At 41.0% G+C, this 23,792-nt stretch carries 23 protein-coding genes; 14 read left to right on the top strand and 9 right to left on the bottom strand.

Annotated elements, in window-relative coordinates; all coding sequences use genetic code 11:
- Positions 1–51: 51 nt before the first annotated feature.
- The 3 genes from AAGD16_RS12825 to tolC form a co-directional block, all read right to left on the bottom strand.
- Positions 52–624 carry a toxin co-regulated pilus biosynthesis Q family protein gene (locus AAGD16_RS12825; protein WP_028835648.1) on the bottom strand — a complete coding sequence of 191 codons (573 nt, stop codon included), beginning with the start codon at positions 622–624 and terminating at the stop codon, positions 52–54.
- Positions 625–661: 37 nt separating this feature from the next.
- Complete coding sequence (lpxL, locus tag AAGD16_RS12820; RefSeq protein ID WP_377112205.1) at positions 662–1,585, bottom strand: LpxL/LpxP family Kdo(2)-lipid IV(A) lauroyl/palmitoleoyl acyltransferase; 924 nt, start codon at positions 1,583–1,585, stop codon at positions 662–664.
- A gap of 105 nt (positions 1,586–1,690) precedes the next feature.
- Positions 1,691–3,049 carry an outer membrane channel protein TolC gene (gene tolC / locus AAGD16_RS12815; RefSeq protein WP_013465840.1) on the bottom strand — a complete coding sequence of 453 codons (1,359 nt, stop codon included), beginning with the start codon at positions 3,047–3,049 and terminating at the stop codon, positions 1,691–1,693.
- Positions 3,050–3,207: 158 nt separating this feature from the next.
- Here tolC and AAGD16_RS12810 point away from each other — a divergent pair, with 158 nt between their 5' ends.
- The 9 genes from AAGD16_RS12810 (at position 3,208) to rraB (ending at position 12,199) form a co-directional block, all read left to right on the top strand.
- Entirely contained in the window at positions 3,208–3,834 is a 627-nt protein-coding gene (locus AAGD16_RS12810; RefSeq protein ID WP_090493782.1) for an NUDIX domain-containing protein, read from the top strand.
- Between the two features lie 31 nt (positions 3,835–3,865).
- On the top strand, positions 3,866–4,324 hold the full coding sequence (locus AAGD16_RS12805) for a DUF1249 domain-containing protein (RefSeq protein ID WP_013465838.1): 459 nt from the start codon (positions 3,866–3,868) through the stop codon (positions 4,322–4,324).
- Positions 4,311–5,096 carry a metallophosphoesterase gene (locus AAGD16_RS12800; RefSeq protein WP_013465837.1) on the top strand — a complete coding sequence of 262 codons (786 nt, stop codon included), beginning with the start codon at positions 4,311–4,313 and terminating at the stop codon, positions 5,094–5,096. Before AAGD16_RS12805 ends, AAGD16_RS12800 begins: the two co-directional genes overlap by 14 nt.
- Positions 5,081–5,644, top strand: a complete 564-nt coding sequence (locus tag AAGD16_RS12795) for a YqiA/YcfP family alpha/beta fold hydrolase (protein ID WP_008110593.1) — start codon at positions 5,081–5,083, stop codon at positions 5,642–5,644. Before AAGD16_RS12800 ends, AAGD16_RS12795 begins: the two co-directional genes overlap by 16 nt.
- Positions 5,645–5,664: 20 nt before the next feature.
- Positions 5,665–7,554 carry a DNA topoisomerase IV subunit B gene (gene parE / locus AAGD16_RS12790; RefSeq protein ID WP_036980166.1) on the top strand — a complete coding sequence of 630 codons (1,890 nt, stop codon included), beginning with the start codon at positions 5,665–5,667 and terminating at the stop codon, positions 7,552–7,554.
- Positions 7,555–7,581: 27 nt separating this feature from the next.
- Positions 7,582–8,676, top strand: coding sequence for a sorbosone dehydrogenase family protein (locus AAGD16_RS12785; RefSeq protein ID WP_096038760.1), 1,095 nt, complete (start codon positions 7,582–7,584; stop codon positions 8,674–8,676).
- 10 nt (positions 8,677–8,686) lie between these two features.
- On the top strand, positions 8,687–10,984 hold the full coding sequence (parC, locus tag AAGD16_RS12780; RefSeq protein ID WP_013465834.1) for a DNA topoisomerase IV subunit A: 2,298 nt from the start codon (positions 8,687–8,689) through the stop codon (positions 10,982–10,984).
- A 166-nt stretch (positions 10,985–11,150) separates the two neighbouring features.
- Complete coding sequence (locus tag AAGD16_RS12775) at positions 11,151–11,864, top strand: 1-acylglycerol-3-phosphate O-acyltransferase (RefSeq protein ID WP_029610024.1); 714 nt, start codon at positions 11,151–11,153, stop codon at positions 11,862–11,864.
- Positions 11,864–12,199, top strand: coding sequence for a ribonuclease E inhibitor RraB (gene rraB / locus AAGD16_RS12770; protein WP_008110603.1), 336 nt, complete (start codon positions 11,864–11,866; stop codon positions 12,197–12,199). Before AAGD16_RS12775 ends, rraB begins: the two co-directional genes overlap by 1 nt.
- A gap of 67 nt (positions 12,200–12,266) precedes the next feature.
- On the opposite strand, the gene zntB is transcribed toward rraB, so the two are convergent.
- Positions 12,267–13,238: a zinc transporter ZntB gene (gene zntB / locus AAGD16_RS12765; protein ID WP_377112194.1), complete on the bottom strand. Its 972-nt coding sequence runs from the start codon at positions 13,236–13,238 to the stop codon at positions 12,267–12,269.
- A 532-nt stretch (positions 13,239–13,770) separates the two neighbouring features.
- Here zntB and AAGD16_RS12760 point away from each other — a divergent pair.
- From AAGD16_RS12760 to AAGD16_RS12750, 3 genes are all read left to right on the top strand, one after another.
- Positions 13,771–14,193: an ATP-dependent zinc protease gene (locus tag AAGD16_RS12760; RefSeq protein ID WP_008110607.1), complete on the top strand. Its 423-nt coding sequence runs from the start codon at positions 13,771–13,773 to the stop codon at positions 14,191–14,193.
- Between the two features lie 66 nt (positions 14,194–14,259).
- A complete protein-coding gene (rimK, locus tag AAGD16_RS12755; protein WP_008110610.1) occupies positions 14,260–15,165 on the top strand; it encodes a 30S ribosomal protein S6--L-glutamate ligase in 906 nt (301 codons plus the stop codon).
- Positions 15,152–16,210, top strand: a complete 1,059-nt coding sequence (locus AAGD16_RS12750; RefSeq protein WP_008110612.1) for a succinylglutamate desuccinylase/aspartoacylase family protein — start codon at positions 15,152–15,154, stop codon at positions 16,208–16,210. The genes rimK and AAGD16_RS12750 overlap by 14 nt, the downstream gene beginning before the upstream one ends.
- Before the next feature lie 98 nt (positions 16,211–16,308).
- On the opposite strand, the gene AAGD16_RS12745 is transcribed toward AAGD16_RS12750, so the two are convergent.
- The 4 genes from AAGD16_RS12745 to recQ form a co-directional block, all read right to left on the bottom strand.
- The gene (locus AAGD16_RS12745; protein WP_013465831.1) at positions 16,309–16,884 is read right to left on the bottom strand and encodes a mechanosensitive ion channel domain-containing protein; all 576 of its coding nucleotides are present in this window, start codon (positions 16,882–16,884) and stop codon (positions 16,309–16,311) included.
- Positions 16,885–16,949: 65 nt separating this feature from the next.
- On the bottom strand, positions 16,950–18,668 hold the full coding sequence (locus tag AAGD16_RS12740) for an outer membrane protein assembly factor (protein WP_058155229.1): 1,719 nt from the start codon (positions 18,666–18,668) through the stop codon (positions 16,950–16,952).
- A gap of 128 nt (positions 18,669–18,796) precedes the next feature.
- A complete protein-coding gene (locus AAGD16_RS12735) occupies positions 18,797–19,081 on the bottom strand; it encodes a DUF3630 family protein (RefSeq protein ID WP_008110618.1) in 285 nt (94 codons plus the stop codon).
- Positions 19,082–19,088: 7 nt separating this feature from the next.
- The gene (gene recQ / locus AAGD16_RS12730) at positions 19,089–20,912 is read right to left on the bottom strand and encodes a DNA helicase RecQ (protein WP_028835655.1); all 1,824 of its coding nucleotides are present in this window, start codon (positions 20,910–20,912) and stop codon (positions 19,089–19,091) included.
- Positions 20,913–21,063: 151 nt separating this feature from the next.
- On the opposite strand from recQ, the gene AAGD16_RS12725 reads away from it, so the two are divergent.
- Positions 21,064–21,519: a thioesterase family protein gene (locus tag AAGD16_RS12725; protein WP_028835656.1), complete on the top strand. Its 456-nt coding sequence runs from the start codon at positions 21,064–21,066 to the stop codon at positions 21,517–21,519.
- A 51-nt stretch (positions 21,520–21,570) separates the two neighbouring features.
- Positions 21,571–22,491, top strand: coding sequence for an EamA family transporter RarD (gene rarD, locus AAGD16_RS12720; protein WP_377112185.1), 921 nt, complete (start codon positions 21,571–21,573; stop codon positions 22,489–22,491).
- Between the two features lie 5 nt (positions 22,492–22,496).
- Here the strand turns inward: rarD and AAGD16_RS12715 are convergent, their stop codons facing one another.
- Positions 22,497–23,729, bottom strand: coding sequence for a diguanylate cyclase (locus tag AAGD16_RS12715; protein WP_377112182.1), 1,233 nt, complete (start codon positions 23,727–23,729; stop codon positions 22,497–22,499).
- Between the last annotated feature and the right edge of the window lie 63 nt (positions 23,730–23,792).

Raw genomic sequence — 23,792 nt, 5'->3', positions numbered from 1 at the left:
ATGCGCTCAGCAATATTTGAGCGCATATCAACAAAATTAAACCGAATGTAGTTAATTGCTTAGCTTTAAACAGTTTGAGCGTACAAATTCAGACGGTAGCTCGGTAATCACCGCTGCACGTTGTTTAGGGCAGAAAAACGCATACACTTCATTTGAAAAGTCATCATTAATAGAGCGGCTAACGCGGTATAAAGCGGAGTTAAAACTGCTATCTATACGAAAGTGATCTTTTATTACGTAATCTTTGTCTAAGTACCACATTAAAGTAATACCTTCGTTATTAGCATATTGGGTCAGTACAGTACGCAAGGTTGAGTCACGTTGAAAGCGACGCGGGCCTACTTCTCCACTCCAATTTAAAGGCATAGGCTCTACTACAAAAGAGCGTTGGTTTAGCGCTCTGTCGAGGCTAAGATCGGGTTTTTCGAGTTCAATGACAAATTTGTCATTGTCTTTATTGACAGTAATTCTATCTCGAATTGATGCATAAAACCGCGATAACCCTTCAGCAGCAGCGTTGGTGGTTTGTTGATAATTAAGTGACGACGTACCATTTAGTAAAAAGTAAATGGCTGCACCAATTAACAATAAAGCTAAAAGTATATATCTAATCCAAAACCACATGGCTGTCACTCATCTTTGTTATTTTAATAACCCATCTTTAATAAAAAGAGGGGGCGTCTTTATCGGGTCGTGTTTTAAAACGTCTATGTAGCCACATATATTGTTCAGGGGCGGCATTTATTGATTGTTCCATGCGCTGATTAACACGTGTTACATCGGCTTTATTATCGCCGCTTGGGAAGTTTTCAAGCTCAGGCACGATTTCTAGGTGATATTTTCCGTTGTCATCCCTATAAGCAATTAAGCTCATTGTTTCGCAGTTTTTACTACCTGCAAACATTAGTGTTCCGGTGGTTGTTGCTGTATCAGGTACTGCATAAAAAGGCACAAACTCACAGCGGTTACGGCCATAATCCTGATCGGGTAAGTAATAACACAGCTTTTTATTTTTTAATGATTTTAATAATCCTTTTACGTCTTTTTTTCCAACCATGTATTCATTAGAGCGAAGACGCCCATTGGTAGTAAAGTATTCCATAAGCGGATTATTATGTGGGCGGTAAAAGCCAATACCTTGGCACTTCAAACCCATTACACGACTTGTCATTTCAAGGTGAAGTATATGTGGAACAAGTAATAAAACGCCTTTTCCTGATTGTTGTACGCGCTCAAAGTGCTCAAGCCCTTTTATTGATCCCAATACTTTTTTGACCCGCCATTGTGGCCACCACCAAGCCATACCGGTTTCAACCATAGCAATACCGGTATTTTCCATATTTTTAAGTACCAGCTGTTGTTGCTCGGCTTCGCTCATCGTGGGGAAACAGTGTTTAATATTAACTTCAGCAATATGCCTTCTGCGCTTCATATATTTATGAACCAAGCGTCCTAGCTGCTTACCCATAGCTAATTGTATTTTTTGTGGTAACCATGAAATGAGATATAAAAATAAGACACCAATCCAAGTTAGCCAATAACGAGGACCTAAAAAAGAGGCTTTAAAAGGGGATGAGTTGACCACAAAAATTTCTCTAAAAAATAAAAGGCTAGTTTAACGCTATGCGCTCAAAAATACAAAAAGCCAGCAAAAAGCTGGCTTTAGTGGTTATATAATGAAATATAGTGTTTAGTTAACCGTGTTTAAACCTTGGTTTATACCCACTAAGTCTTCGCGGCTTAATGTGCCTGTTGCTTGTTTTAGACGAAGCGTTGACACAACATAGCGATAACGCACATCAGCAAGATTACGCTTTGCGTTGTATAAGTTTTGCGTACTGACGAGCACATCAACAATGGTACGTGTACCCACTTCAAAACCCGCTTCAGTGGCTTTTAATGCGCTTTGTGCTGAAATAACCGCTTGTTCAAGCGCTTTATAGGTCGCAATATCAGATACCACTTGGTTATAAGAAGTAATAACAGAGCGAGTTACTGCGCGATAATCCGTTTCAAAATCTTGGCTCGCAGCAACGTAAAATGCACGAGCTTGATCTGTTGCAGCAACCGTTGCGCCACCAGAGTAAAGTGGTACGCTAAAGTTAAGTCCAACAGATGTTGAATCTGAACGAGGCTGGTCGTCAAAACTAGCGCCATTTAACTCGCTATCTGTTAATGAGTCGCCGTAACTAGCATTTAAAGTTAGTTTTGGATAATGCCCTGCTTTAGCAAGTTCAATTTGCTCTTTAGCGATATCAACCGTTATTTTTGATACTTGCAGATTTAAGTTTTTGTCTTTCGCTATTTTAACTAAATCAGTTGCAGGCGTACTTGGCTTAACAGTAGAAAACGTTTCGGTGTTTAACATATCTAGCTTTGCATGGTATTTACCGGTGATCTCACGTAGTTGCTCACGGGCTGTTTCTACTGCATTATTAGCAATGATTTCTTGCGCTACTGAGTTATCAAATTGTGCTTGTGCTTCATGTACATCGGTAATAGCCGTTAAACCTACAGCGTAACGTTGTTTAGTTTGTTCAAGTTGGCGCTCAATGGCACGTTTTTCAGCTTGTACAAATTCAAGGTTATCAATAGCGCTTAATACGTTAAAATAGCCTTCAGCCACACGTACTATTAAATCTTGTTTAGCAAAATCGTACTGGCCACTAGCTTGCAGTGCTTGTTTGTCAGCAATGCCGAGTGAATTCCACGCGCCCAAATCAAATAGCGTTTGGCTTAAGCTAATACCACGTCTGAATTGGTCCGTTTCACTTTCGACTTTAACTTGGTTTGATAAATCGCCTACGCTTTGAAAAGAGGTCGAGTCACTTTTTTCATAACTCATGCTTAAACCAATTTGCGGTAATAGTGCGCTCATAGCGCGATCGCTTTGGTATGATTGTGCATCAGCTTGGGCTTTTGCTTTTAAAACGGTAGGATCGTTGGCTGTTGCGATTTCAAAAACTTGAAGTAAATCTTCTGCATTGGCTACGGTTGAGCCCAATGCGCATGATAAACTAACCAGTGCAGCAAGGATGTTCTTTTTCATGTGATGTTCGGTCCTTAGACAATTTTTGTACTAGTAGCATGTTAACCTGTTTTAACTAATAACTAAAAAAAAAATTAGTAAAACAGCGTTCTCAAGTGTAACAGAATATATACCTAAATGACGTTGATGTATTTGCACCCTCAAAAAGGAAAGAATAGATGGCGAATAAAAGTCGTATTAAATTTACCCATGACGATGTGAGATTAAAACCAATTGAAAATTTGTATGATGGTTTTTTTAAAATAAACCTTTATCAATTTAAGCATGCCTTATTTGCGGGTGGAGAGTCTGAGGTTATTCGTCGAGAAATTTTAGAGCGTGGCGATGCGGTCGCAGTTTTACCTTATGACCCAGTAACTGAGCAAGTGCTGCTAATTGAACAAATTCGAATTGGCGCAATTAAAAGCAAACACACGCCTTGGCTGTTAGAATGTATAGCGGGCATGACCGATGGCAGTGAAGATTACGAGTCGGTTGTTAAAAAAGAAGCGTTTGAAGAAGCCGGGCTTAATTTAACAGAACTTGAGTTTATGTTGTCTTACCTTTCAAGCCCCGGCGGTACCACAGAGCGTTTGTTTTTATATTTAGCTCATGCCGATTTAAGCCAAATGAGCACCGGCATTTATGGGTTAGACACCGAAGGTGAAGATATTAAAACCCATATTATGCACGTAGACGAAGCACTGCAGCGACTCAATCGTGGCGAGATAGATAATGCGGCTACGGTAATTTGCTTGCAATGGTTAGCACTAAATCGCGACAGAATACGTAAGAAGTGGGCATAGTTTTTAATTTTTTAATAGTAATGGCGGTATTTTGACAGCACTTTTAACGACTAATCGATACATTCAAAGCCTTCCAAAGTATTTAACACTTTGTGAGCATAATTACGTACGCCTTTTAAAATTACTACCTAGTGAACGAGCGATTGGCAGTGTTAGAGAAATCAAACTGGGCCACAGTGAATTTGCCATCAACATAGATGACAATGCCAAGTACACCCTTGATGTATCTATTAAACAGTTATCAGGAATGGTAAGTGGTATTTCGCCTTTGTATTTAACTGTGCGCTTATATAATGATGCTAAAGTAGCCGAAATTGTCCATCATGATTACCACCAACGAATCAAACCTTCCTATGGCTACCCTAATCCTAAGATGCATCAAAAAGATGAAAAGTATCAGTTGAATGCTTTTTTATATGATTGGTTGGTTGCCTGTGTAGAGCGAGGTCAATCAACACTTAATTGGGATGTAAATAATGGCTTGGTTTGATGATACGTATTATTTTGAGCAAGCCCAGCTTCGTATAGCCCATATAACGGATTGTCACCTTTTTAGCGATAAGCAGGGCGAGTATTTTGGGGTTAACACCGCAGAACATTTTACTAGGGCACTTACAGATATAGCAAAACAGCAGCCTGATGCCTTGATATTTGGTGGCGATTTAACCCAAGATCACAGCTTTAATTCCTATTTATTATTTGCTGAACTGATTCATAATAGTGACCTTGATTGCCCCGTATTTTGGGTTCCCGGCAATCATGATGAAATTGATCAGCTCAATTTAATTAGTGGCGGGCAAATACAACGCGCTAAACATATTGTGGCGCAAGGGTTTGAACTGATATTAATTAATTCTAAAGGAAATACCCCTGCTGGGTGGGTGACGCCCTCGCATTTAGAGGAAATTATGGCGTGTTTAGTCGATTCAGATAATCGTCATATTGCATTTTGTCATCACAACCCATTGCCTATTAATGGCTACCTAGATAAACACATGCTAGAAAATGGGCCGCAGCTATTAAATTTATTAGTTAATAATGGCCGCGTTGATGCGCTGTTTCATGGGCATGTTCACAATGACTACCAACAGCAATTTAGAGAGCTTGATATTTACGCGACACCGGCCAGTTCCGTGCAGTTTACAAAGCACAGTGCTACTTGGCAGCAAGAAGATAAAGGGGCGGCTTATCGTATGCTGCACTTAAATGCTGAGCAACAAAAGGTGCATATACGCACGGACGTGGTATGGTTAAACGAGTAATCTATATTCACGGTTTTAATAGCTCTGAAAAATCATATAAAGCTGTGCGCTTTGGTGAGCTTATGGCACACTATGATGTTGATTATTGTGTGCCACGCTTAAATCATGAACCTATAGAGGCGATTATAGCGCTTGAACAACTATTAACACCGAATACCGTATTATTGGGCAGCTCGTTAGGTGGTTTTTTTGCCACGTATTTATCGCAGCGTTATCAAATTCCTGCGGTGGTAATTAATCCTGCCGTTGCCCCATATACATTATTAGAGCCTATACTTGGGCCTAATTATAATCCGTATCAAGATTATAATTACCAATTACAATCTCGTCATATAGATGCGTTAAAAGCATTAACGGTGACAGAGTTAAAACACCCTGAACTGTTGTATTTATTACAGCAAACAGGGGATGAAGTGTTAAATTTTCAGCACGCAATAAAGTATTACTCACAATGTAAACAGTTAATTGAATTTGGCGGCGATCATAGCTTTAATGGCTTTGAGCGAGCTTTTTCAAGCATTGTCGATTTTCTTAAAATCAGATATTAGCGTATATAAAGATAAAAACTATGACTCAACAAAATTATAACGCCGAAGCCATTGAAGTACTTAATGGATTAGAGCCGGTAAAACGCCGCCCAGGCATGTATACAGACACATCGCGCCCCAATCATTTAGGCCAAGAGGTTATTGATAACAGTGTTGATGAAGCAATGGCCGGGCATGCGACGCGTATTGATGTCATTTTGCATGAAGATAACTCACTTGAAGTGAGCGATGATGGTCGGGGGATGCCGATAGATATTCACCCTGAAGAAGGTATTCCTGGGGTTGAACTAATATTCACCAAATTACACGCAGGTGGTAAGTTTTCAAATAAAAATTACCAGTTCTCTGGTGGTTTGCATGGGGTAGGTATCTCGGTCGTTAATGCGCTATCTACCCGTGTGGAAGTAACGGTTCGCCGTGACGCACAGCAATTTAGAATGGCTTTTGAGCATGGCGATAAAGTTGAAGATTTAAATGTTATTGGCTCAGTGGGTAAACGCAATACCGGTACTACCGTGCGCTTTTGGCCAGATACCAGCTATTTTGATTCTGCTAACTTTTCACTGACTAAGCTTAACCATTTATTAAAAGCCAAAGCGGTACTATGCCCAGGTTTGCGTATTAAGTTTGTAAATAAACAAACGAAAGAAACCCAAGAGTGGTTTTATGAAACCGGCTTAAAAGATTACTTAGTAGAAGCAGTTAAAGGCTATGAAATACTGCCTAAAGACCCATTTGTAGGTGAGTTTTCAAGTTCTATTGAAGGCGCTGATTGGGCCGTTGTATGGATGCCTGAAGGCGGTGAGTCAACAGCCGAAAGTTATGTAAACTTAATTCCTACCGCACAAGGTGGCACCCACGTAAATGGCCTGCGCCAAGGGCTTTTAGAGGCGATGCGTGAATTTTGTGAATTTAGAAACTTATTACCACGTGGTGTAAAGCTCACCCCAGATGATATTTGGGAACGTTGTAGTTATGTATTGTCGGTAAAAATGCAAGACCCACAATTTGCAGGGCAAACCAAAGAAAAACTCTCATCACGTTCATGTGCTGCGTTTGTATCGGGTGTCGTAAAAGATGCCTTTAGCTTATGGCTAAATGAGCACACTGACACTGCAGAGTTACTTTCTGAATTGTGTATTTCAAATGCACAGCGTCGCTTACGCGCGGCTAAAAAAGTAGTTCGTAAACGTGTTACTTCAGGCCCTGCATTACCAGGCAAACTGACCGATTGTAGTGCTGCTGATAATGACCGCACGGAATTGTTTTTAGTAGAGGGTGATTCAGCGGGTGGCTCAGCTAAACAAGCGCGAGATCGTGAGTTCCAAGCAATCATGCCACTAAGAGGTAAAATTTTAAATACTTGGGAAGTAGAATCAGGGCAAATTTTGGCCTCTCAAGAAGTGCATGATATTTCAGTGGCATTGGGTATTGACCCCGATTCAAGTGATTTATCAGGGCTGCGTTACAATAAAATATGTATATTAGCGGATGCTGACTCGGATGGACTGCACATTGCCACTTTATTGTGTGCCTTATTTGTGCGCCACTTCCCACAATTGGTAAAAACTGGGCATGTGTATGTTGCTATGCCACCGCTGTTTAGAATTGATATTGGTAAAGATGTTTATTACGCGCTTGATGAAGATGAAAAAACGGGCATTTTAGCGCGTATAGAAGCAGAGAAAAAACGCGGTAAGGTAAACGTGCAACGCTTTAAAGGCTTGGGTGAAATGAACCCGCTACAATTGCGTGAAACAACCATGGATCCAAATACCCGTCGTTTAGTGCAGCTTACTCTTGATGAAGAGCAGCAAACAATGGAAATGATGGATATGTTACTTGCTAAAAAGCGTTCATCAGATCGCCGCCAATGGCTTGAAGATCACGGTAACAAAGCACAAGTTTAATAAGCCTTTGGGCTACAGGAGAGGCAAATGAAAAGACTATTTAGCACACTGTTGTTAGTCGGCTTTATGTCATCGCCAGTGATGGCGAAAAATATTCTCGACAAGCTGACGGCTGCCCCAGGGTTTGAAATAAGCTTATTTGCTGATGATGTTGAAAATGCTCGGCAAATTGCAGTATCAAGCCGAGGTATAGTGTATGCAGGTTCGCGTAATGCGGGTAATGTGTATGCATTGATTGATCATAACAGCGACGGCGTTGCAGATAAAAAAATAGTGATTGCAGAGGGACTGAATATGCCCTCGGGTTTAGCGATTAAAGACGGTGACTTATATGTCGGTGAAGTGCACCGTATTATTCGTTTTAAAAATATCGATAAGCACCTCAAAAACCCTGAGTATGAAGTGTTTTATAGCGATTTACCGTCAGAGCGCCACCATGGCTGGAAGTTTTTACGCTTTGCGCCAAACGGCGAGCTGATTATTCCGGTGGGTGTTCCCTGTAATATTTGCGAAGAAGAACCTCGGTTTGGTCGTATTTTTTCGTTAAACACGGACACCAAAGAAATAACCACTTTAGCCAAAGGTGTGCGCAATACTGTAGGCTTTGACTTTCACCCTAGCACGCAAATGCTATGGTTTAGCGATAATGGCCGCGACATGATGGGGGATGATATTCCACCCGATGAGCTAAACCGCATCACTAAAGAAGAAGAACATTTTGGTTTTCCATACGTGCATGGCGGCGTTATTGTTGATCCGGAGTTTGGTGAAGGCAAAAACATTGCTGACTACACACAACCTGCATTGGCATTAGGTGCGCATGTTGCGCCATTAGGTATTCATTTTTATACCGGCAAGCAGTTCCCTGATAGCTATAAACAACAGTTATTTGTAGCTGAGCACGGTTCATGGAACCGCTCTAAAAAGGTCGGTTATAAAGTGGCAGTGGCAACTATAGAAAATGCCAAGGTAACAAAGTATACGCCACTGATCACCGGCTTTATGCAAGACGAAACGACATTTGGACGCCCTGTTGCATTTGCACAATTAAATGATGGCAGTCTATTGGTAAGCGATGATTACGCAAACGTAATTTACCGCGTAAGCTATAAGAAAAACTAGGTAAGCTTTAATGAGTGATACAGATACCTTGCTAATGCAAGGAATTGAACAACAAACAATGGGGCGTTTTACCGAAGACGCCTATTTAAATTATTCAATGTACGTGATCATGGATCGTGCCTTACCGCACGTTGGTGACGGCCTAAAACCAGTGCAACGTCGTATTATTTATGCGATGAGTGAGTTGGGATTATCGGCAAATGCAAAATACAAAAAATCAGCCCGTACCGTGGGTGACGTATTAGGTAAATACCATCCTCATGGTGATAGTGCCTGTTATGAAGCCATGGTACTGATGGCGCAGCCGTTCTCTTATCGCTACCCCTTGGTGGATGGGCAAGGTAACTGGGGTGCAGCTGATGATCCTAAGTCATTTGCGGCAATGCGTTACACTGAAGCGCGTTTATCTAAATTCTCTGAGGTATTACTCAAAGAATTAGGCCAAGGGACCGTTGATTGGACGCCAAACTTCGATGGCACCATGGATGAGCCTTTAGTGTTGCCATCGCGCTTACCGCATATATTACTTAATGGGGTAACTGGTATTGCTGTGGGTATGGCAACCGATATACCACCGCATAATGTGCGTGAAGTGGCCAGTGCCTGTTGTTTATTACTTGATAAGCCAAAAACAGAGCTCGAAGAGTTACTGGATTTAGTGCATGCGCCAGATTACCCAACCGATGCTGAAATAATTACGCCTAAAGCTGATATTCACAAAATTTATAAAACCGGCCGTGGCTCAATTAAAATGCGTGCAGTGTATTGTGAAGAGCAGGGCGATATCGTCATTACCGCTTTGCCGCACCAATGTTCGGGTGCAAAAGTACTTGAGCAAATTGCAGCGCAAATGAACGCTAAAAAGTTACCAATGGTGGCTGACTTACGTGATGAGTCTGATCACGAAAATCCAACCCGTATTGTGATTGTGCCGCGTTCAAACCGAATTAAAGCTGAGCCATTAATGGCGCACTTATTTGCAACAACCGATCTTGAAAAAAATTACCGCGTAAACTTAAACATGCTGGGCTTAGATGGCCGTCCACAGGTTAAAGACTTACGTAGTATTTTAACTGAATGGTTAACCTTTAGACGTGAAACAGTGCGTCGTCGTTTGCAATATCGACTCGATAAAGTACTCGCAAGATTACATATTTTAGAGGGCTTGCTTGCTGCCTTTTTAAATATTGACGAAGTTATAGAAATTATCCGCTCTGAAGATAAGCCTAAACCATTATTAATGGAACGCTTTGAGTTAACCGATATTCAAGCGGAAGCCATTTTAGAATTAAAACTTCGCCATTTAGCAAAACTAGAAGAGTTTAAAATTCGTGGTGAGCAAGACGAATTAGCCAAAGAGCGTGACAAATTAGAGCAAACATTAGGCTCAGACCGTCGCATGTCGACGTTGCTTAAAAAAGAAATTCAAGAAGCCGCAGAAATGTATGGTGACGATCGTCGCTCACCTGTTATTGAGCGTGTGGAAGCCAAAGCACTGAGCGAAAAAGATTTAATCCCTTCAGAGTCTGTGACTGTTGTTCTATCTGATAAAGGCTGGGCACGTGTTGGTAAGGGTCATGACTTAGATGTAGAAGGGTTAAATTACCGTGCCGGTGATGGCTATAGAGCATCAGCGCGAGGTAAAAGTAATCAACCTGCGGTATTTTTAGATTCAGCAGGGCGTGCATTTGCGACCGATGCGCATAGCCTTCCTTCTGCAAGAAGCCAAGGCGAGCCTATGACAGGGCGCTTTAACTTAACCTCAGGCGCAAGCTTTGAGCACGTAGTTATGGGTGAAGACGCTCAAGTATTGCTAATGGCTTCTGATGCCGGTTATGGCTTTATTACTGACTTTAAAGATTTAGTCAGTAAAAACAAAAACGGTAAAGCCTTAGTGAGTGTGCCAAAAGGTGGTGTGTTACTTTCGCCAATTCGCGTGAATGACGTTGCCAGTGATTACTGTATGGCAATTTCTAACGAGGGACGAATGTTGTTATTCCCACTGCGTGATTTACCTAAGCTAGGTAAAGGCAAGGGCAATAAGATTATTTCTATTCCGGGCGCTAAAGTACAAGCGCGCGAAGAGTTTGTAAAAGTATTAGCTGTTGTGCCGCAAGGCAGCAGTGTTACGCTGCATGCAGGTAAGCGTAAATTGACGCTTAAACCAAGCGACCTTGAGCATTACCATGGCGAGCGAGGCCGCAGAGGGAACAAGTTACCTCGTGGTTTACAGCGCGTTGATGAAGCCGTGGTAGAGTTGACGCCGCAGCAAGTTGATGAGCCAAATTCAGATACTGAGCAAAGTTAAAACACTCGGAAAATTAGACTAAACTAGATAACGGCTTACTTAGGTAAGCCGTTTTTTTATGACTGTTTTATTTCAGCGAACGCTTGTGCGCTATTTTCTCGTCTGCGCAACAAAATAACGTTATAATAAAGCAATACATGATTGTGGTTATATTGGAGAGGCGCACTTGCTAGCTGTTATACGTATTTTAATAATGCTGTTGTTTATATTATTAAGTTGTTTTTTTGGTTTGTTGTTATCAATATTTAGACCATTTCATCCTAATAATGTGCACGTTATTGCAAGTTGGTTTGGCTCAATGGCTAAAATGCTTGGGGTTAAATTAGAACTAAAATATCATCCCGATGCGCTTAAGGTGGGGCCTGCTGTGTATGTAGCGAATCATCAAAATAGCTACGATTTATTTACTATTCCAGCCATGGTACCAAAAAATTGTGTGAGCGTTGGCAAAAAAAGTCTTAAATGGATCCCATTTTTTGGGCAGCTTTATTGGTTGTCGGGTAATATTTTAATCGACCGTTCAAATCGTTCAAAAGCTGCTGGCACAATCTCAAAAGCAGCGGCTAAAATAAAACAAAAAGGCTTATCGGTGTGGATGTTCCCTGAGGGGACGCGTAGTTATGGTCGTGGTTTACTCCCCTTTAAAACCGGTGCATTTCATACCGCAATGAGTGCAGAGGTGCCTGTTGTGCCAGTATGTATGAACACAACCGATAAAACCATTAAACTAAATCGCTGGGATAATGGTACAATTTACATTGAAATGTTAGCCCCCATAGCACTTGATAACAGTATCAGTGCCCGTGAACATGCTAAAAGTGTGCACAGTATTATGGCTGCTAAAATAACAGAATTAGATGCTCAAGTGAGAGAGAAATAATGGAAAACTGGCGTGAAATAAGTGAAGACATCGTAACTTCACTACTTGAAGATGGTTCCGATCCAGAAATTCTTTATGAAGTAGAACACCACTTTGTATGTGAAGACTTTACTAAGTTAGAACAAGCGGCATTGGCTGCGTTTAAACTAGGTTACGATGTAGAAGAGCCAGCAGAACTTGAGCTTGAAGACGGTGAAAAAATTTGGAGTTTTGACATTGTTGTTGAAGCCGAATTAGATGTCGACGTGATAATGGAAGACGTTGACAAACTCGCGCAACTTGCTGTTGAATGCGATGTTGAATACGACGGTTGGGGCACTTACTTTCAAGAGTAAGGATTACCAATGCAAAAGGCGAACAATATGTTCGCCTTTTTTGTGTCTTATTGGATCTGTATTGTAATTACAGCCACTTTTTATTTTTAAAGTAAATACCAATCCCACCAGTTAAAACAATTAAAAACACCACAAATGCAGTGAATGCATAGGGGCTTTCTGTTCCAGGTATACCGCCGACATTGACCCCCAATAATCCAGTTAAAAAGCCCAGCGGTAAAAATAAAGCAGCCACCACCGACATTACATACATCCGCTGATTTAGTTGCTCAGAGACTTGGTTTGTAATGGTTTGTTGGATAACAAGTGCGCGCTCTATTGAACTATCGAGCTCTTCTAAATAGCGAATAAGTAAATTGGTGGTTTCATTTAGCTTGGCTTTATCATCGTCAAAAAGCCATGGGTAATGATTATTAACCATGCTACTGAGTGCTTCTTTTTGTGGTTTTAAGTAACGTTTTAGCGCGATGGTTTGACGGCGAAGTTGCGACAAGCCTTGGTTATCAAACTTTTTACTGGGCTCATCAATTTCCTCTTCAAAATCATCTAAGCTTTCATCTAGCTCATCAATTACTGTTTGCATACGTGAAGTGAGCTTGTGCGCTAATGTACACACCAATTCAGAAATACTGCATGGCCCCTCATTATTATTCAACGAGGCTAGAATATCTTGCACTGATAATAATCGGCGCTTACGCGTGGTGATCACCACATCGTTATTTATAAATAACCGAATAGATACCATGTCTTCAGGGCTTTGTGCTGGGTTTAAGTTGATCCCGCGTAAAAATAACATATGGCCATTAGTTGTTGGCGTTATTCGTGGACGTGTTTCATCAGCAGTGAGTGATTCCAGTTCATAGTCGTTTAACAGCTCGCAGTTTTTTAACCAATCCACCGCATCTGTTTGGCTGTAGTCCATATGCACCCACAGTTTTCCATCAGTAGGTTGCCATTGGTGTAATTGCTTGCTGTTTTCTATGGGGCGTGCACCGCCTTTTTCATCAAGAATAAGCGCATGAAGTAAGCCATTAATCATAATAATTTCTCATCGATAGTATATTTTTAATACAGTTAACTGTAATGTATTTAGGATCTGTTTATCTTTCAAGGTTAAATTTTCAGCAGTCTATTTGGTATTTAGGCAAGGCAGAGTGTGGTTATTCCCCATAAATAGGCGATAACACAGCATCAATGCCAAATAAGCGCTGCCCGAAGGGTTCTGCCTAGGGGCAGTTAACTCTTTGTTGCTCGATTTTTACTTAGCCCACTAGGTTACAAACCTCGCGCCGCGATTAAATTGCCCCTAGTTTGAACAAATATTAATTCGCAAAGGTCAACAGACCCTAGTTAAATAAATAAAATTTAGCTTTACTTTGTATATGTTAAACTGAGTTTAGCAACAAAAACTTATGTTTTAGCCTATGGTTAAGTGCATACGTAAGAGCTGCATTGTTAAACGAGTTAACTTAAAAGGTCAATCAAATCGGCTTATCGAGTAGATTAATTTATTTTGTTGGTGTTTTATTTGCTGTAGCGTATAAAACACTTTTTTTACTAAGGGCACATTTATGACGACAAAAATAACAGTTGGTTGGCGTGAGTGGTTGAGTTTACCCGAGCTGGGCATCGAGCAAATTAAAGCAAAAATAGATACCGGTGCACGTACTTCCTGTATTCATGCAATTAATATTGAAGAATATGAAGTGGAAGGCGAAAAATGGGTTAAATTTATAGCCCAACCATTGCAAGAAGACGAGCAAACGCAAATCACCTGCAATGCCAAAGTTAAAAAAATGAAGTACGTTACCAGCTCTAGTGGCCAAAAAGAACTGCGTTACTTTATTGAAACTACATTACATGCTGGCGAATTTAGTTGGCCAATAGAAATTACATTAACAAGTCGTGCGTCAATGAAGTTTAGAATGTTATTAGGACGCACAGCTATGGAAAATCGTATAGTCGTTGATCCGGCTTTATCACATTTATTATAAGAATTCGTTGAGTAGCAAACATACTTATATGGGCTTGCTCAACATAATTTAGTTAAGGTTTTAACTATGAAAATTGGTATTTTATCTCGCAACAAAAATTTATATTCAACGCGTCGTTTAATTGAAGCGGCTGAGCAACGTGGTCATGAAGTAAAAGTGATTAACGCGCTACGTTGTTATATGAATATAAACTCAGATCAACCTGAAATCCATTACCGCGGCGAAAACCTAAAAGATTTTGATGCCATTGTTCCGCGTATTGGCGCATCAGTTACTTTTTATGGCTGTTCTGTATTACGCCAGTTTGAAATGATGGGTGTTTATCCGGTTAATGAATCTGTGGCTATTTCTCGTTCGCGCGATAAATTACGTTCTCTACAATTATTATCACGCAAAGGCGTAGGCATGCCAGTAACAGGCTTTGCTAGCAAGCCAGATGACGTAAAAGACTTACTCGAAATGGTAGGTGGCGCACCGGTCGTTATTAAGCTACTTGAGGGCACTCAAGGTATTGGTGTGGTACTTGCTGAAACACGTAAAGCGGCTGAAAGTGTTATTGAAGCGTTTATGGGTTTAAAAGCCAATATCATGGTACAAGAATATATTAAAGAAGCGGGTGGTGCGGATATTCGTTGTTTTGTACTCGGAGATAAAGTGATTGCTGCAATGAAACGCCAAGCACAGGAAGGCGAGTTCCGCTCAAACCTTCACCGTGGTGGTAGCGCTACACTGGTGCGTATTACGCCAGAAGAGCGTAAAACAGCGGTTGCAGCGGCAAAAGCAATGGGCTTAAACGTTGCTGGCGTTGACTTACTTCGCTCATCTCGTGGTCCTTTGGTTATGGAAGTAAATTCATCGCCAGGCCTTGAAGGGATTGAAGTGGCAACAGGTAAAGATATTGCGGGCATGGTGATTGATTTCATCGAGAAAAATGCTGCAAGTAAAGGAACGGCAACTCGTGGCAAAGGTTAAAATTAACCGACCTTTCACCCTATTAGGTGAAAGTATTGGTGTAGGTGAACGTAAAACACTCGCGCTAGAAGCTGCAAAGCTTTACACTCATTCACCGCTTAATATTCCTATTGAAGTGGTTAACGGTGTAATGGAAGGCCCTGTATTGATGGTGTGTGCGGCTATACACGGCGACGAACTAAATGGGGTTGAGGTTGTGCGCCAGTTACTGGCTAAAATCGACCCTAATCAGCTGCGTGGTACATTAATTGCGGTTCCGATTGTGAATGTATTTGGTTTTATTCATAAATCGCGTTATCTGCCCGATCGCCGCGATATGAACCGGAGTTTTCCGGGGTCTGAGCGTGGTTCATTAGCAGGTCGCATGGCGTATATGTTTTTTAACCAAGTAGCTGTGCATTGTACGCATATTATTGATTTGCATACGGGGGCGATTCACCGTACTAACTTACCGCAAATTCGTGCTAATTTAGCCGATGAAGCAACAGCGCAAATGGCTAAAGCCTTTGGTACGCCTGCGGTTATAGATGCGTCATTACGTAATGGCTCGCTGCGTAGTGAAGCCGCGAATTTAGGTATACCTGTTATTACTTATGAGGCGGGTGAAGCACTGCGCTTTGACCCTATTGCGATTGCTGCAGGCGTGCAAGGGGTTGATTATGTGATGCGGCATTTAAAAATGATACGCGGTAAACGCCCTAAAAAACTGCCTGATCCTGTGATTGCAAGCTCCACTAGTTGGGTGCGTGCTGAAGTAGACGGCATAGTAAGAGCGCAAGTATCGTTAGGTGAGCGAGTAATGAAAGGGCAAGTGCTTGCTTATATTAGCAGTCCGCTTGGCGATTCAGAACTTGAACTCCTTGCTCCTCGAAGTGGTATTATTATTGGCCAGCAAACTATGCCACTGGTAAATGAAGGCGATGCCGTATTCCATATTGCTTATTTTGCGCATGCAAATAGTTTGGTAGAGCAGCAGTTAGAAACGTTTATTGATGAGATAAATGATTTAGATGATGAGCTGAAAACGGCTGAACTAAATAATTAATACCAATTTGCTCAATTAAGTGAATTGGTATGACTCTATCTGTAGATATAAAAAACCGCCTTAGTTTTAAGCTAACGCGGTTTTTTAATAGGTGTTGTTTAGCTACGCGGTTTAGGGCCAATAATGCGTTTAATTTTAGGTGCTTTTGTTGGTTTAGGCTCCGTATTAAGCACTAACACCGGGCGGGTAACAAATAAGTTATTAGGGTAAATCACTCTGTGGCCATCAACGTGTTCGAGTAAGACATTCATCAGCCCCATTTCGATAATACGCCCTTCAATGGCGTTAGCTCCATCCACAATTCTCACCCAATAACCTACACGGCAGTCATTTTGAATAAACATCAGTAAAAACGCGGTTAAGTTACTCAGCAATGACCACGCCGCAAAGAGTGCAACGCCTAGCATGGCAAATAAAGAAGAGCCTAATACCAGTAAACCACGCAGTTCTATTCCCCAAAAAACTAATACTAAACACAGCATCACAAAGGCGAGTATTATTTTTAGTAGTAGCTCTGCACGGTACTTTCGGTGTAAATCGATTTTACCTCTGATAGCTTTTTCGAGTAATTTTTTAGTTACTTTTAATAGTAGCGGAAAGCTCAAAAGGGCAATCACGGTCACGATAAGTTTATATTGTGTGCCCAAAAGCTCTAAAAGGGTGATTAATTCCAAAATGTATTCTCACAATAATGATAGGCGCAAAGTGTAACGTTTAACGTAGGCGCGCAGTAGTGTTTTTAAAAAGAATTTTTGACGCTGAGCAGCCATTGTACCGAGTCAACATCATCATATTTATTTAGTGGCGCGGCTATATCAAGATGGATCATGGTACCCGCATTGGCGCGACTTGGCGCAAGGCGCAAACCTAAGCCCACATTTTTTAGCACTGGGGTGTTCTCAACTTGATACTGAGTGTTCGAGTCGTTGTTATACCAAGCTCGACCAATATCTAAAAAGGCCGCCCCTCCCACTTTAAACAGCTGTAGTAAGTCATATTCCCAGTAATAGCGCTTTTCTAAACTGACTAAAAAACTCCGATCCCCATGTTGAAATTCCATAGGATAGCCACGAAGTCCAGTTTCGCCCCCTAGGGTGAGCTGTTTATCATTGGTAAGGTTTTTTGCGTATTGCAGCCTTGCTTTTACATACCAAGATTGATCAATACTGGTATTTAAATAATATTGAATTTGGCTAGTAGTGAGCAAGTTTTCGAGCTGTTTTTTCTCGTTATTCCAATAGCCTTGAATATCTGCATGAAAACGCCAAAGGGTATGGTTAGTGCTAAAATGGGCTTTGTTAAAATTAAACGAGTACACAGCGCGGCTATCGTCGTTACTCATTGATTCATCGGAGTAGCCCAGGGTGGCTTTGATATTCCAACCTAAATTTAAATCCTCAGTACGATAAATACTGTCAAAGTTACGTACTTTTATAAAATTATCTTCAAACCAGTGACCGCTGATGTAGGGGTAACTTAAGCTTCTGTTTTCAGCCACTGCTGTAGTGGTAGAATCAATCGCTTTGAAAGTGTGTTGCTCATCAATATAACCAAGGCTCAAGCGCTGGGTCCAGTTATGACTAAGGGCTTTAGAATGGCCAAAAAACACCTGGTTTAGGTCGGTTTTTTGTTCAAACTCACTAAACTTTTCACCTCTGATGTATAAGGCTTCTTCTCGTTGGGTTGAGTAACTCAGGGCGCCATAACTATAGGGCGTATCGATGGCATAAAACGGGTAGGTTAGTTCAACTAAATGACTTTTACCGTCGCTGTTGTCGGCATACTCTAAACGCCCTCGGTAGCGAGTTGATAAGATATTAGGATCATCGTAAACAAATAAATAACCATTTCGGTCACTGTCTGTTTTACGTGCAAACGATAACCGTTTGCCCCAACCAAATAAGTTAGATTCGCGAAAACCAATACTTGATTTATTTTCACCACCACTACGGCTAAAACTAAGTTCGGGCAGTAAAGTCCATAAGTCTCGAGTAATTACTGTTACATCAATATTTCCATCACAATTTTCGTCAGCAATAATTTGTGCATCATATAAATAACTTTGTTTTCTCAGTAACCGCTCAGATTCGGCCAGCGCTTTTGGATTAAAGGTATCGCCTGACTTAAACAGTAAAATACTCTTAATTACCTCAGGCTCGGTTTGTATGTGCGCCCGATTGGCAAAACGAAATAATGCATTGTTTTCAGCCTCTAGTTCAGTATTAAATACATTAAGCTGTTGCAAAGTAATGGAGGCAATTTTAGTGTTACTTTGTGCTGTGAGTGTTGGAGTTTGAGATGTAATTTGACGACGCAAATTATTTTCATGAGTTTGTGATGAGTCGTCACTAGGGCAGCTTTGGGCTAGTGGCGCTTCTTGCGCGCAAACGCTGAGCATAAACATACTCGAAATAGAAAGGCTAAAACAACTACGTGCAATCCATTTTCTATTTAACATTGATCCTCTTTAGCGCTATTTTGCAAAATAAAACACTTACCCTTAGCTTACATCATTGTTATTGATATGTAAGTAAAAGACAGATTTAGTTTTATTTTTATAGCGATTATAAGGTATTAGCTATGCATTTAAGTTAAATAAAATGTTAACGCTGCCAATAGGTTGTCGGCATCTTGTCCTTCACCATTAATCCACACACTTTGGCTGTAATGCTCAAAATTTAAATTAAATGTGTGGTTAGCATAGTTAAAACGCAGTTGATGACGATCTGCCCCAGCGGCATACTCATTAATGCTAATTTCATCGCTGTGCAAAAATAACGTTCCCCACAATTCAAAGTCTTCATCGTGCGGCAGCTCTGTCGGTTTAATAATAATACATTGATGTGTGTGATCGTATTCAAGTTCGGTCATAAGGGGCTTATTGCGTTGCTAGGTAATGTCGAATTGCGGTTAAAAACTCACCGCCATACTTGTTTAATTTAGTAAAACCAACCCCCGACACTTTTAAAAATTCACTGTCGTTAGTGGGCATAAGCTGCGCCATTTCGGCTAGCGTTTTATCGTTAAATACTACATAAGGCGGCACATCATCGGCATCGGCTAACTCTTTACGCAATGCACGCAGGCGAGCGAATAGTTTTTTATCGTAATTAAACTGCGCTAATTTATCCTGATAAACGTGTTTAGCTTGTAAGCGAGGCTCGGCCAATTGCAGCGCATATTCACCTTTTAAAATAGCGCGTGCAGCTTCAGTTAAACGCAATGAAGCGCCTTGAGTTATATCTTGGCTTAATAGTCCTTGATGAATAAGTTGGCGTAAAATACTAAGCCAAAATTCACTGCTTTTATCTTTACCTATGCCATAAGTACTAAGTTCATGGTGGTTGTTATCACGAATGCGGCTAGTATTCGCGCCACGTAATAATTCTACAATGTAACCTAACCCAAATCGTTGCTGTGCGCGATACACACACGAAAGTGCTTGCTGTGCGACCAATGTGCCATCAAAACTTTTAGGTGGATTTAAGCAAATGTCACAGTTCCCACAGGGCTCGCGTTGGTACTCACTAAAGTAGTTCAATAATATTTGACGACGACACGTTTGTGCTTCGGCAAAGCTGGCCATGGCATTAAAGCGCTGCTCTTCTACGCGGCGGCGTTGTTCATCGTCAATATCTTCAAAAAAGCGTCTAACTCGGCCTATATCGGCAGGGTCAAAATACATGATGGCCTCTGCAGCCAGTCCATCTCGTCCAGCACGGCCTGTTTCTTGGTAATAAGCTTCAATACTTTTTGGAATGTCGTAATGCAGAACAAAGCGTACATTAGGCTTGTTAATTCCCATACCAAAGGCAACAGTGGCAACCACAATCTGAATATCGTCACGGGCAAATCCGGTTTGCACAAACTGACGTTGCTCGTTACTCATTCCCGCATGGTAAGCGGCAGCATTAAGGCCTGCATCAGCAAGCTTTTCAGCTATATCATCAACACGTTTACGACTGGTGCAATAAATAATACCACTTTGATTTTTTTGCTCTTTTAAATAACGCAGTAATTGCACCATAGGTTTAAATTTTTCTTCTATGGTGTAACGAATATTAGGGCGATCAAAACTGCCGGTATGAATGTAGGGCTGTTGTAGCTTGAGTTGCTCAACAATATCAAAGCGAGTCGCTTTATCGGCAGTGGCAGTGAGTGCCATCATAGGCACATGTGCAAAGCGTTGTTTAAGCTCATTTAAACGAAAATAATGCGGTCTAAAATCGTGACCCCAATGAGAAACACAGTGTGCTTCATCAATAGCAAACAAGCTAACATTCAAATGAGAGAGCCGCTCTAAAAAGTCGCGTTGTAGCACTTTTTCAGGAGCTACATAAAGTAACTTTATCAGCCCTTGATGCAGTTGCTGATACACTAATTGTTGTTCTTCGCGAGCTAGGCTGTTATTGACATAAGCGGCCTTAACTCCCAGTGCTTGTAACTGGGTGACTTGATCTTGCATTAAAGAGATCAGCGGAGAAATAACAATGGTGACTCCCTCTAATACCAACGCGGGTATTTGGTAACACACCGATTTACCACCACCGGTGGGCAGTAATACTAATGAATCTTGGCCATTAATGGCGGCATCAATTACTGCACTTTGACCGTCGCGAAATTCACTGTAACCAAACACTTGTTTGAGTACAGTTTCGGGTTTACGCACAAGCGTATTAGGAGAAGGAGTTAGTGTATTCATCGGCGCTATTTTAGTGGTTTTTTATCAGGATGTCTTTAGCTTTCATTACTTGGTACACACATCTGTAGTGATAAACTAAAATCTGCAGGGGGTTACAATAGCCTCAAGCTGTGCTTTACTCATCGTACCACTAAAAACATAGAGAATAACAATGAATAAAGAAATGTTGATCGATCAAGTAGGGGCGCTGTTTGTTAATAACATGCCCTTTAACCAGTTTTTAAAAATAGCAGTAGAGTCACTTAGTACTGAACAAGCTAAAATATCATTTCCTTGGCAAGACGTATTAATTGGTAATCCGGCGCAAAAGATTCTTCACGGTGGAGTGATTTCTGCGGTGCTCGACAATGTAGGCGGAATGCTTGCTGCAGCAAGTGTAATAGGAAAACTAGACGATGCCGACTTACCGAGTGTGCATAAAAAGTTAGCAACACTGGGCACCATAGATTTACGTACTGATTATTTACGCCCAGGTAAAGGGGAGGTATTTATTGCCAGCGCCACACTTATTCGTTCAGGAAATAAAGTGTGTGTGTGCCGAATGGAGTTACATAACGAACAGTCGGTACAAATAGCGTTTGGAACGGGCACGTATTTAGTTGGCTAAAAAGTGAGAGGGGGTTAAACTTACGGCCTTTTAAATCATCAAGTGGTTACTATGTCGATTGATACCGAGCAGCGAAAGGGCGCCATTTTTGCCTGCCTCGCCTTTTTTATGTGGGGCCTAGCACCCATTTATTTTAAGATGATCCAACATGTATCAGCATTTGAAATTTTAATGCATCGTGTTATTTGGTCAGTGATGTTTCTTATTTTGGTGGTGAGTGTGCTCAACTACTGGGATAAAATTAAACGCATTTTAATCCAACCTAAATTAATTCTGATGCTAGTTGTTACCTCGACCTTATTGGGGTTTAACTGGGGGTTGTTTATATGGGCTATTAATAACAACCACATGCTAGATGCCAGCTTAGGCTACTATATCAATCCTTTGTTAAATGTATTACTTGGTATGGTGTTTTTAAACGAGCGGTTACGTAAGTTGCAAGGAGCTGCTGTTGCCTTGGCTTTTACAGGTGTTTTATTACAGTTAATTAGTTTTGGTTCATTTCCGGTTGTGGCATTTTCGTTAGCGACTTCTTTTGCGTTATATGGCCTATTACGTAAAAAACTACAGGTTGATGCCCTGCCTGGGATTTTAATTGAGGCATTAATATTATTACCGGTGGCACTGACCTATTGGTGGTTAATGGTGCCGACTGAAACGTCTAATTTACCAGCGAATGATTGGCTAACTAATGTGCTATTAGTAAGTGCAGGTATAGTGACTACACTGCCATTGCTGTGTTTTACCGGCGCGGCTAAGCGATTGCAATACACTACGCTTGGGTTTTTTCAGTACATAGGGCCTAGCTTAATGTTTATTTTAGCAGTGGTGTTTTATGGTGAAGTGTTTGATGCTGAGCGTGTAATTACCTTTGCGTGTATTTGGAGTGCACTGGCTATTTTTAGTTGGGATTCATACCATCAGTCGCGTAAACGCAGAAAAGCAGCCATTGTAGCCTCAGGTGTGGTTTAGTTAAACTAAACCACTTTATTACGACCCGACTCTTTAGCTTTGTAGAGCTTTAAGTCGGCTTGTTTTAATAGTTCGTCAATTTGATAGGTTTCACTGTGGCTGAAGCCTATCGACAGCGTAAACTTGATTTGTGCTTGGCTAAACTCATGGCTATTAAGCTCAATAAATAATCGAAAACTGTCTAGTCGTTTTAGCGCTTCTTGCTCGGTCAGTTCAGTAAAAAATACCGCAAATTCTTCTCCGCCTAAACGGGCAACCAATTGGTTTTCAAAATATTTATTAAAGCATACAGCGAGCCCTTTAAGCACTTCATCTCCGGCATCATGGCCATAGGTATCGTTAATAGCTTTAAAATGGTCAATATCAAGCATAGCTAACATGGCTGGTGCTTTTGCTTTTTTAAACTGCTTTAATGACTTGTTAGCCTCTTCAAAAAAGTAACGACGATTAGGGAGTTTAGTTAAGTAATCTGTATTGGCTTGTCGTTTTATAGTTTCGATATGCTCTAGCATATCGACGTTTTGGCTTAACCGGCAGTAAAATTCTTCACTGTTAAATGGTTTGTATAAATAGTCATTTGCTCCATTTTTTAAAAATAAGGCAGATAAATTAGACGAAGTAGCGCCTGAAATACCAATAATGGCTTTTTCGTTATTACTATAAATGCGTCTAATTTCATTACACAGCTCAATACCGCCCATATTAGGCATTTCTTTGTCGGTAATAATCACAGAAATATCGGGGGTGCTTTCAAGCTCTTTAAGCGCCTCTAGGCCATCGGCTGCTTGTAATATTTGATATTTGTGACGTGTTAATAAACTACATATGTATTGGCGTGTTGACGCAGAGTCATCAACAACCAATACTTTTATATGCTTATTGCGAGGTAGGCGGTAAAGCTGCTTCTCTAAATACTCGTAGGCTTGTTTATTGCTTTTGATGATGTAATCAATAATGGGGTATTTTTCAACTGTATCACGTGTATGCTTATCGATATTGCCTGTCATCACTATGGTAGGAATATCTGCTGCAATGGTGCATGGAACCGCTTCACCTTGTGGCGCGTCAGGTAATATAAAGTCGACCACTGCGCAAAAGTAATGGTGCTTACTTATAAGCTCTTTAGTCTCAGCCAAGGATTGAGCAATATCAACCTCGTAGCCGACTTTTTGCGCGATATGCTTTTGCACTCGCGCAATAGTAGGAGTGTCTTCAACAATAAGTATTCTGTGCGTCAAGTAACAGCCTTGTTTAAATTTTGCAAAAGTGTTTGCTTATACAAGTTGTAACTGCTAAAACGC

This window comes from Pseudoalteromonas sp. M58 (assembly GCF_042604605.1).
Classification (GTDB): domain Bacteria; phylum Pseudomonadota; class Gammaproteobacteria; order Enterobacterales; family Alteromonadaceae; genus Pseudoalteromonas; species Pseudoalteromonas tetraodonis.
The sequence above is the reverse complement of the archived record's forward strand: the minus strand, read 5'-3'. Positions and strand labels throughout refer to the sequence as shown.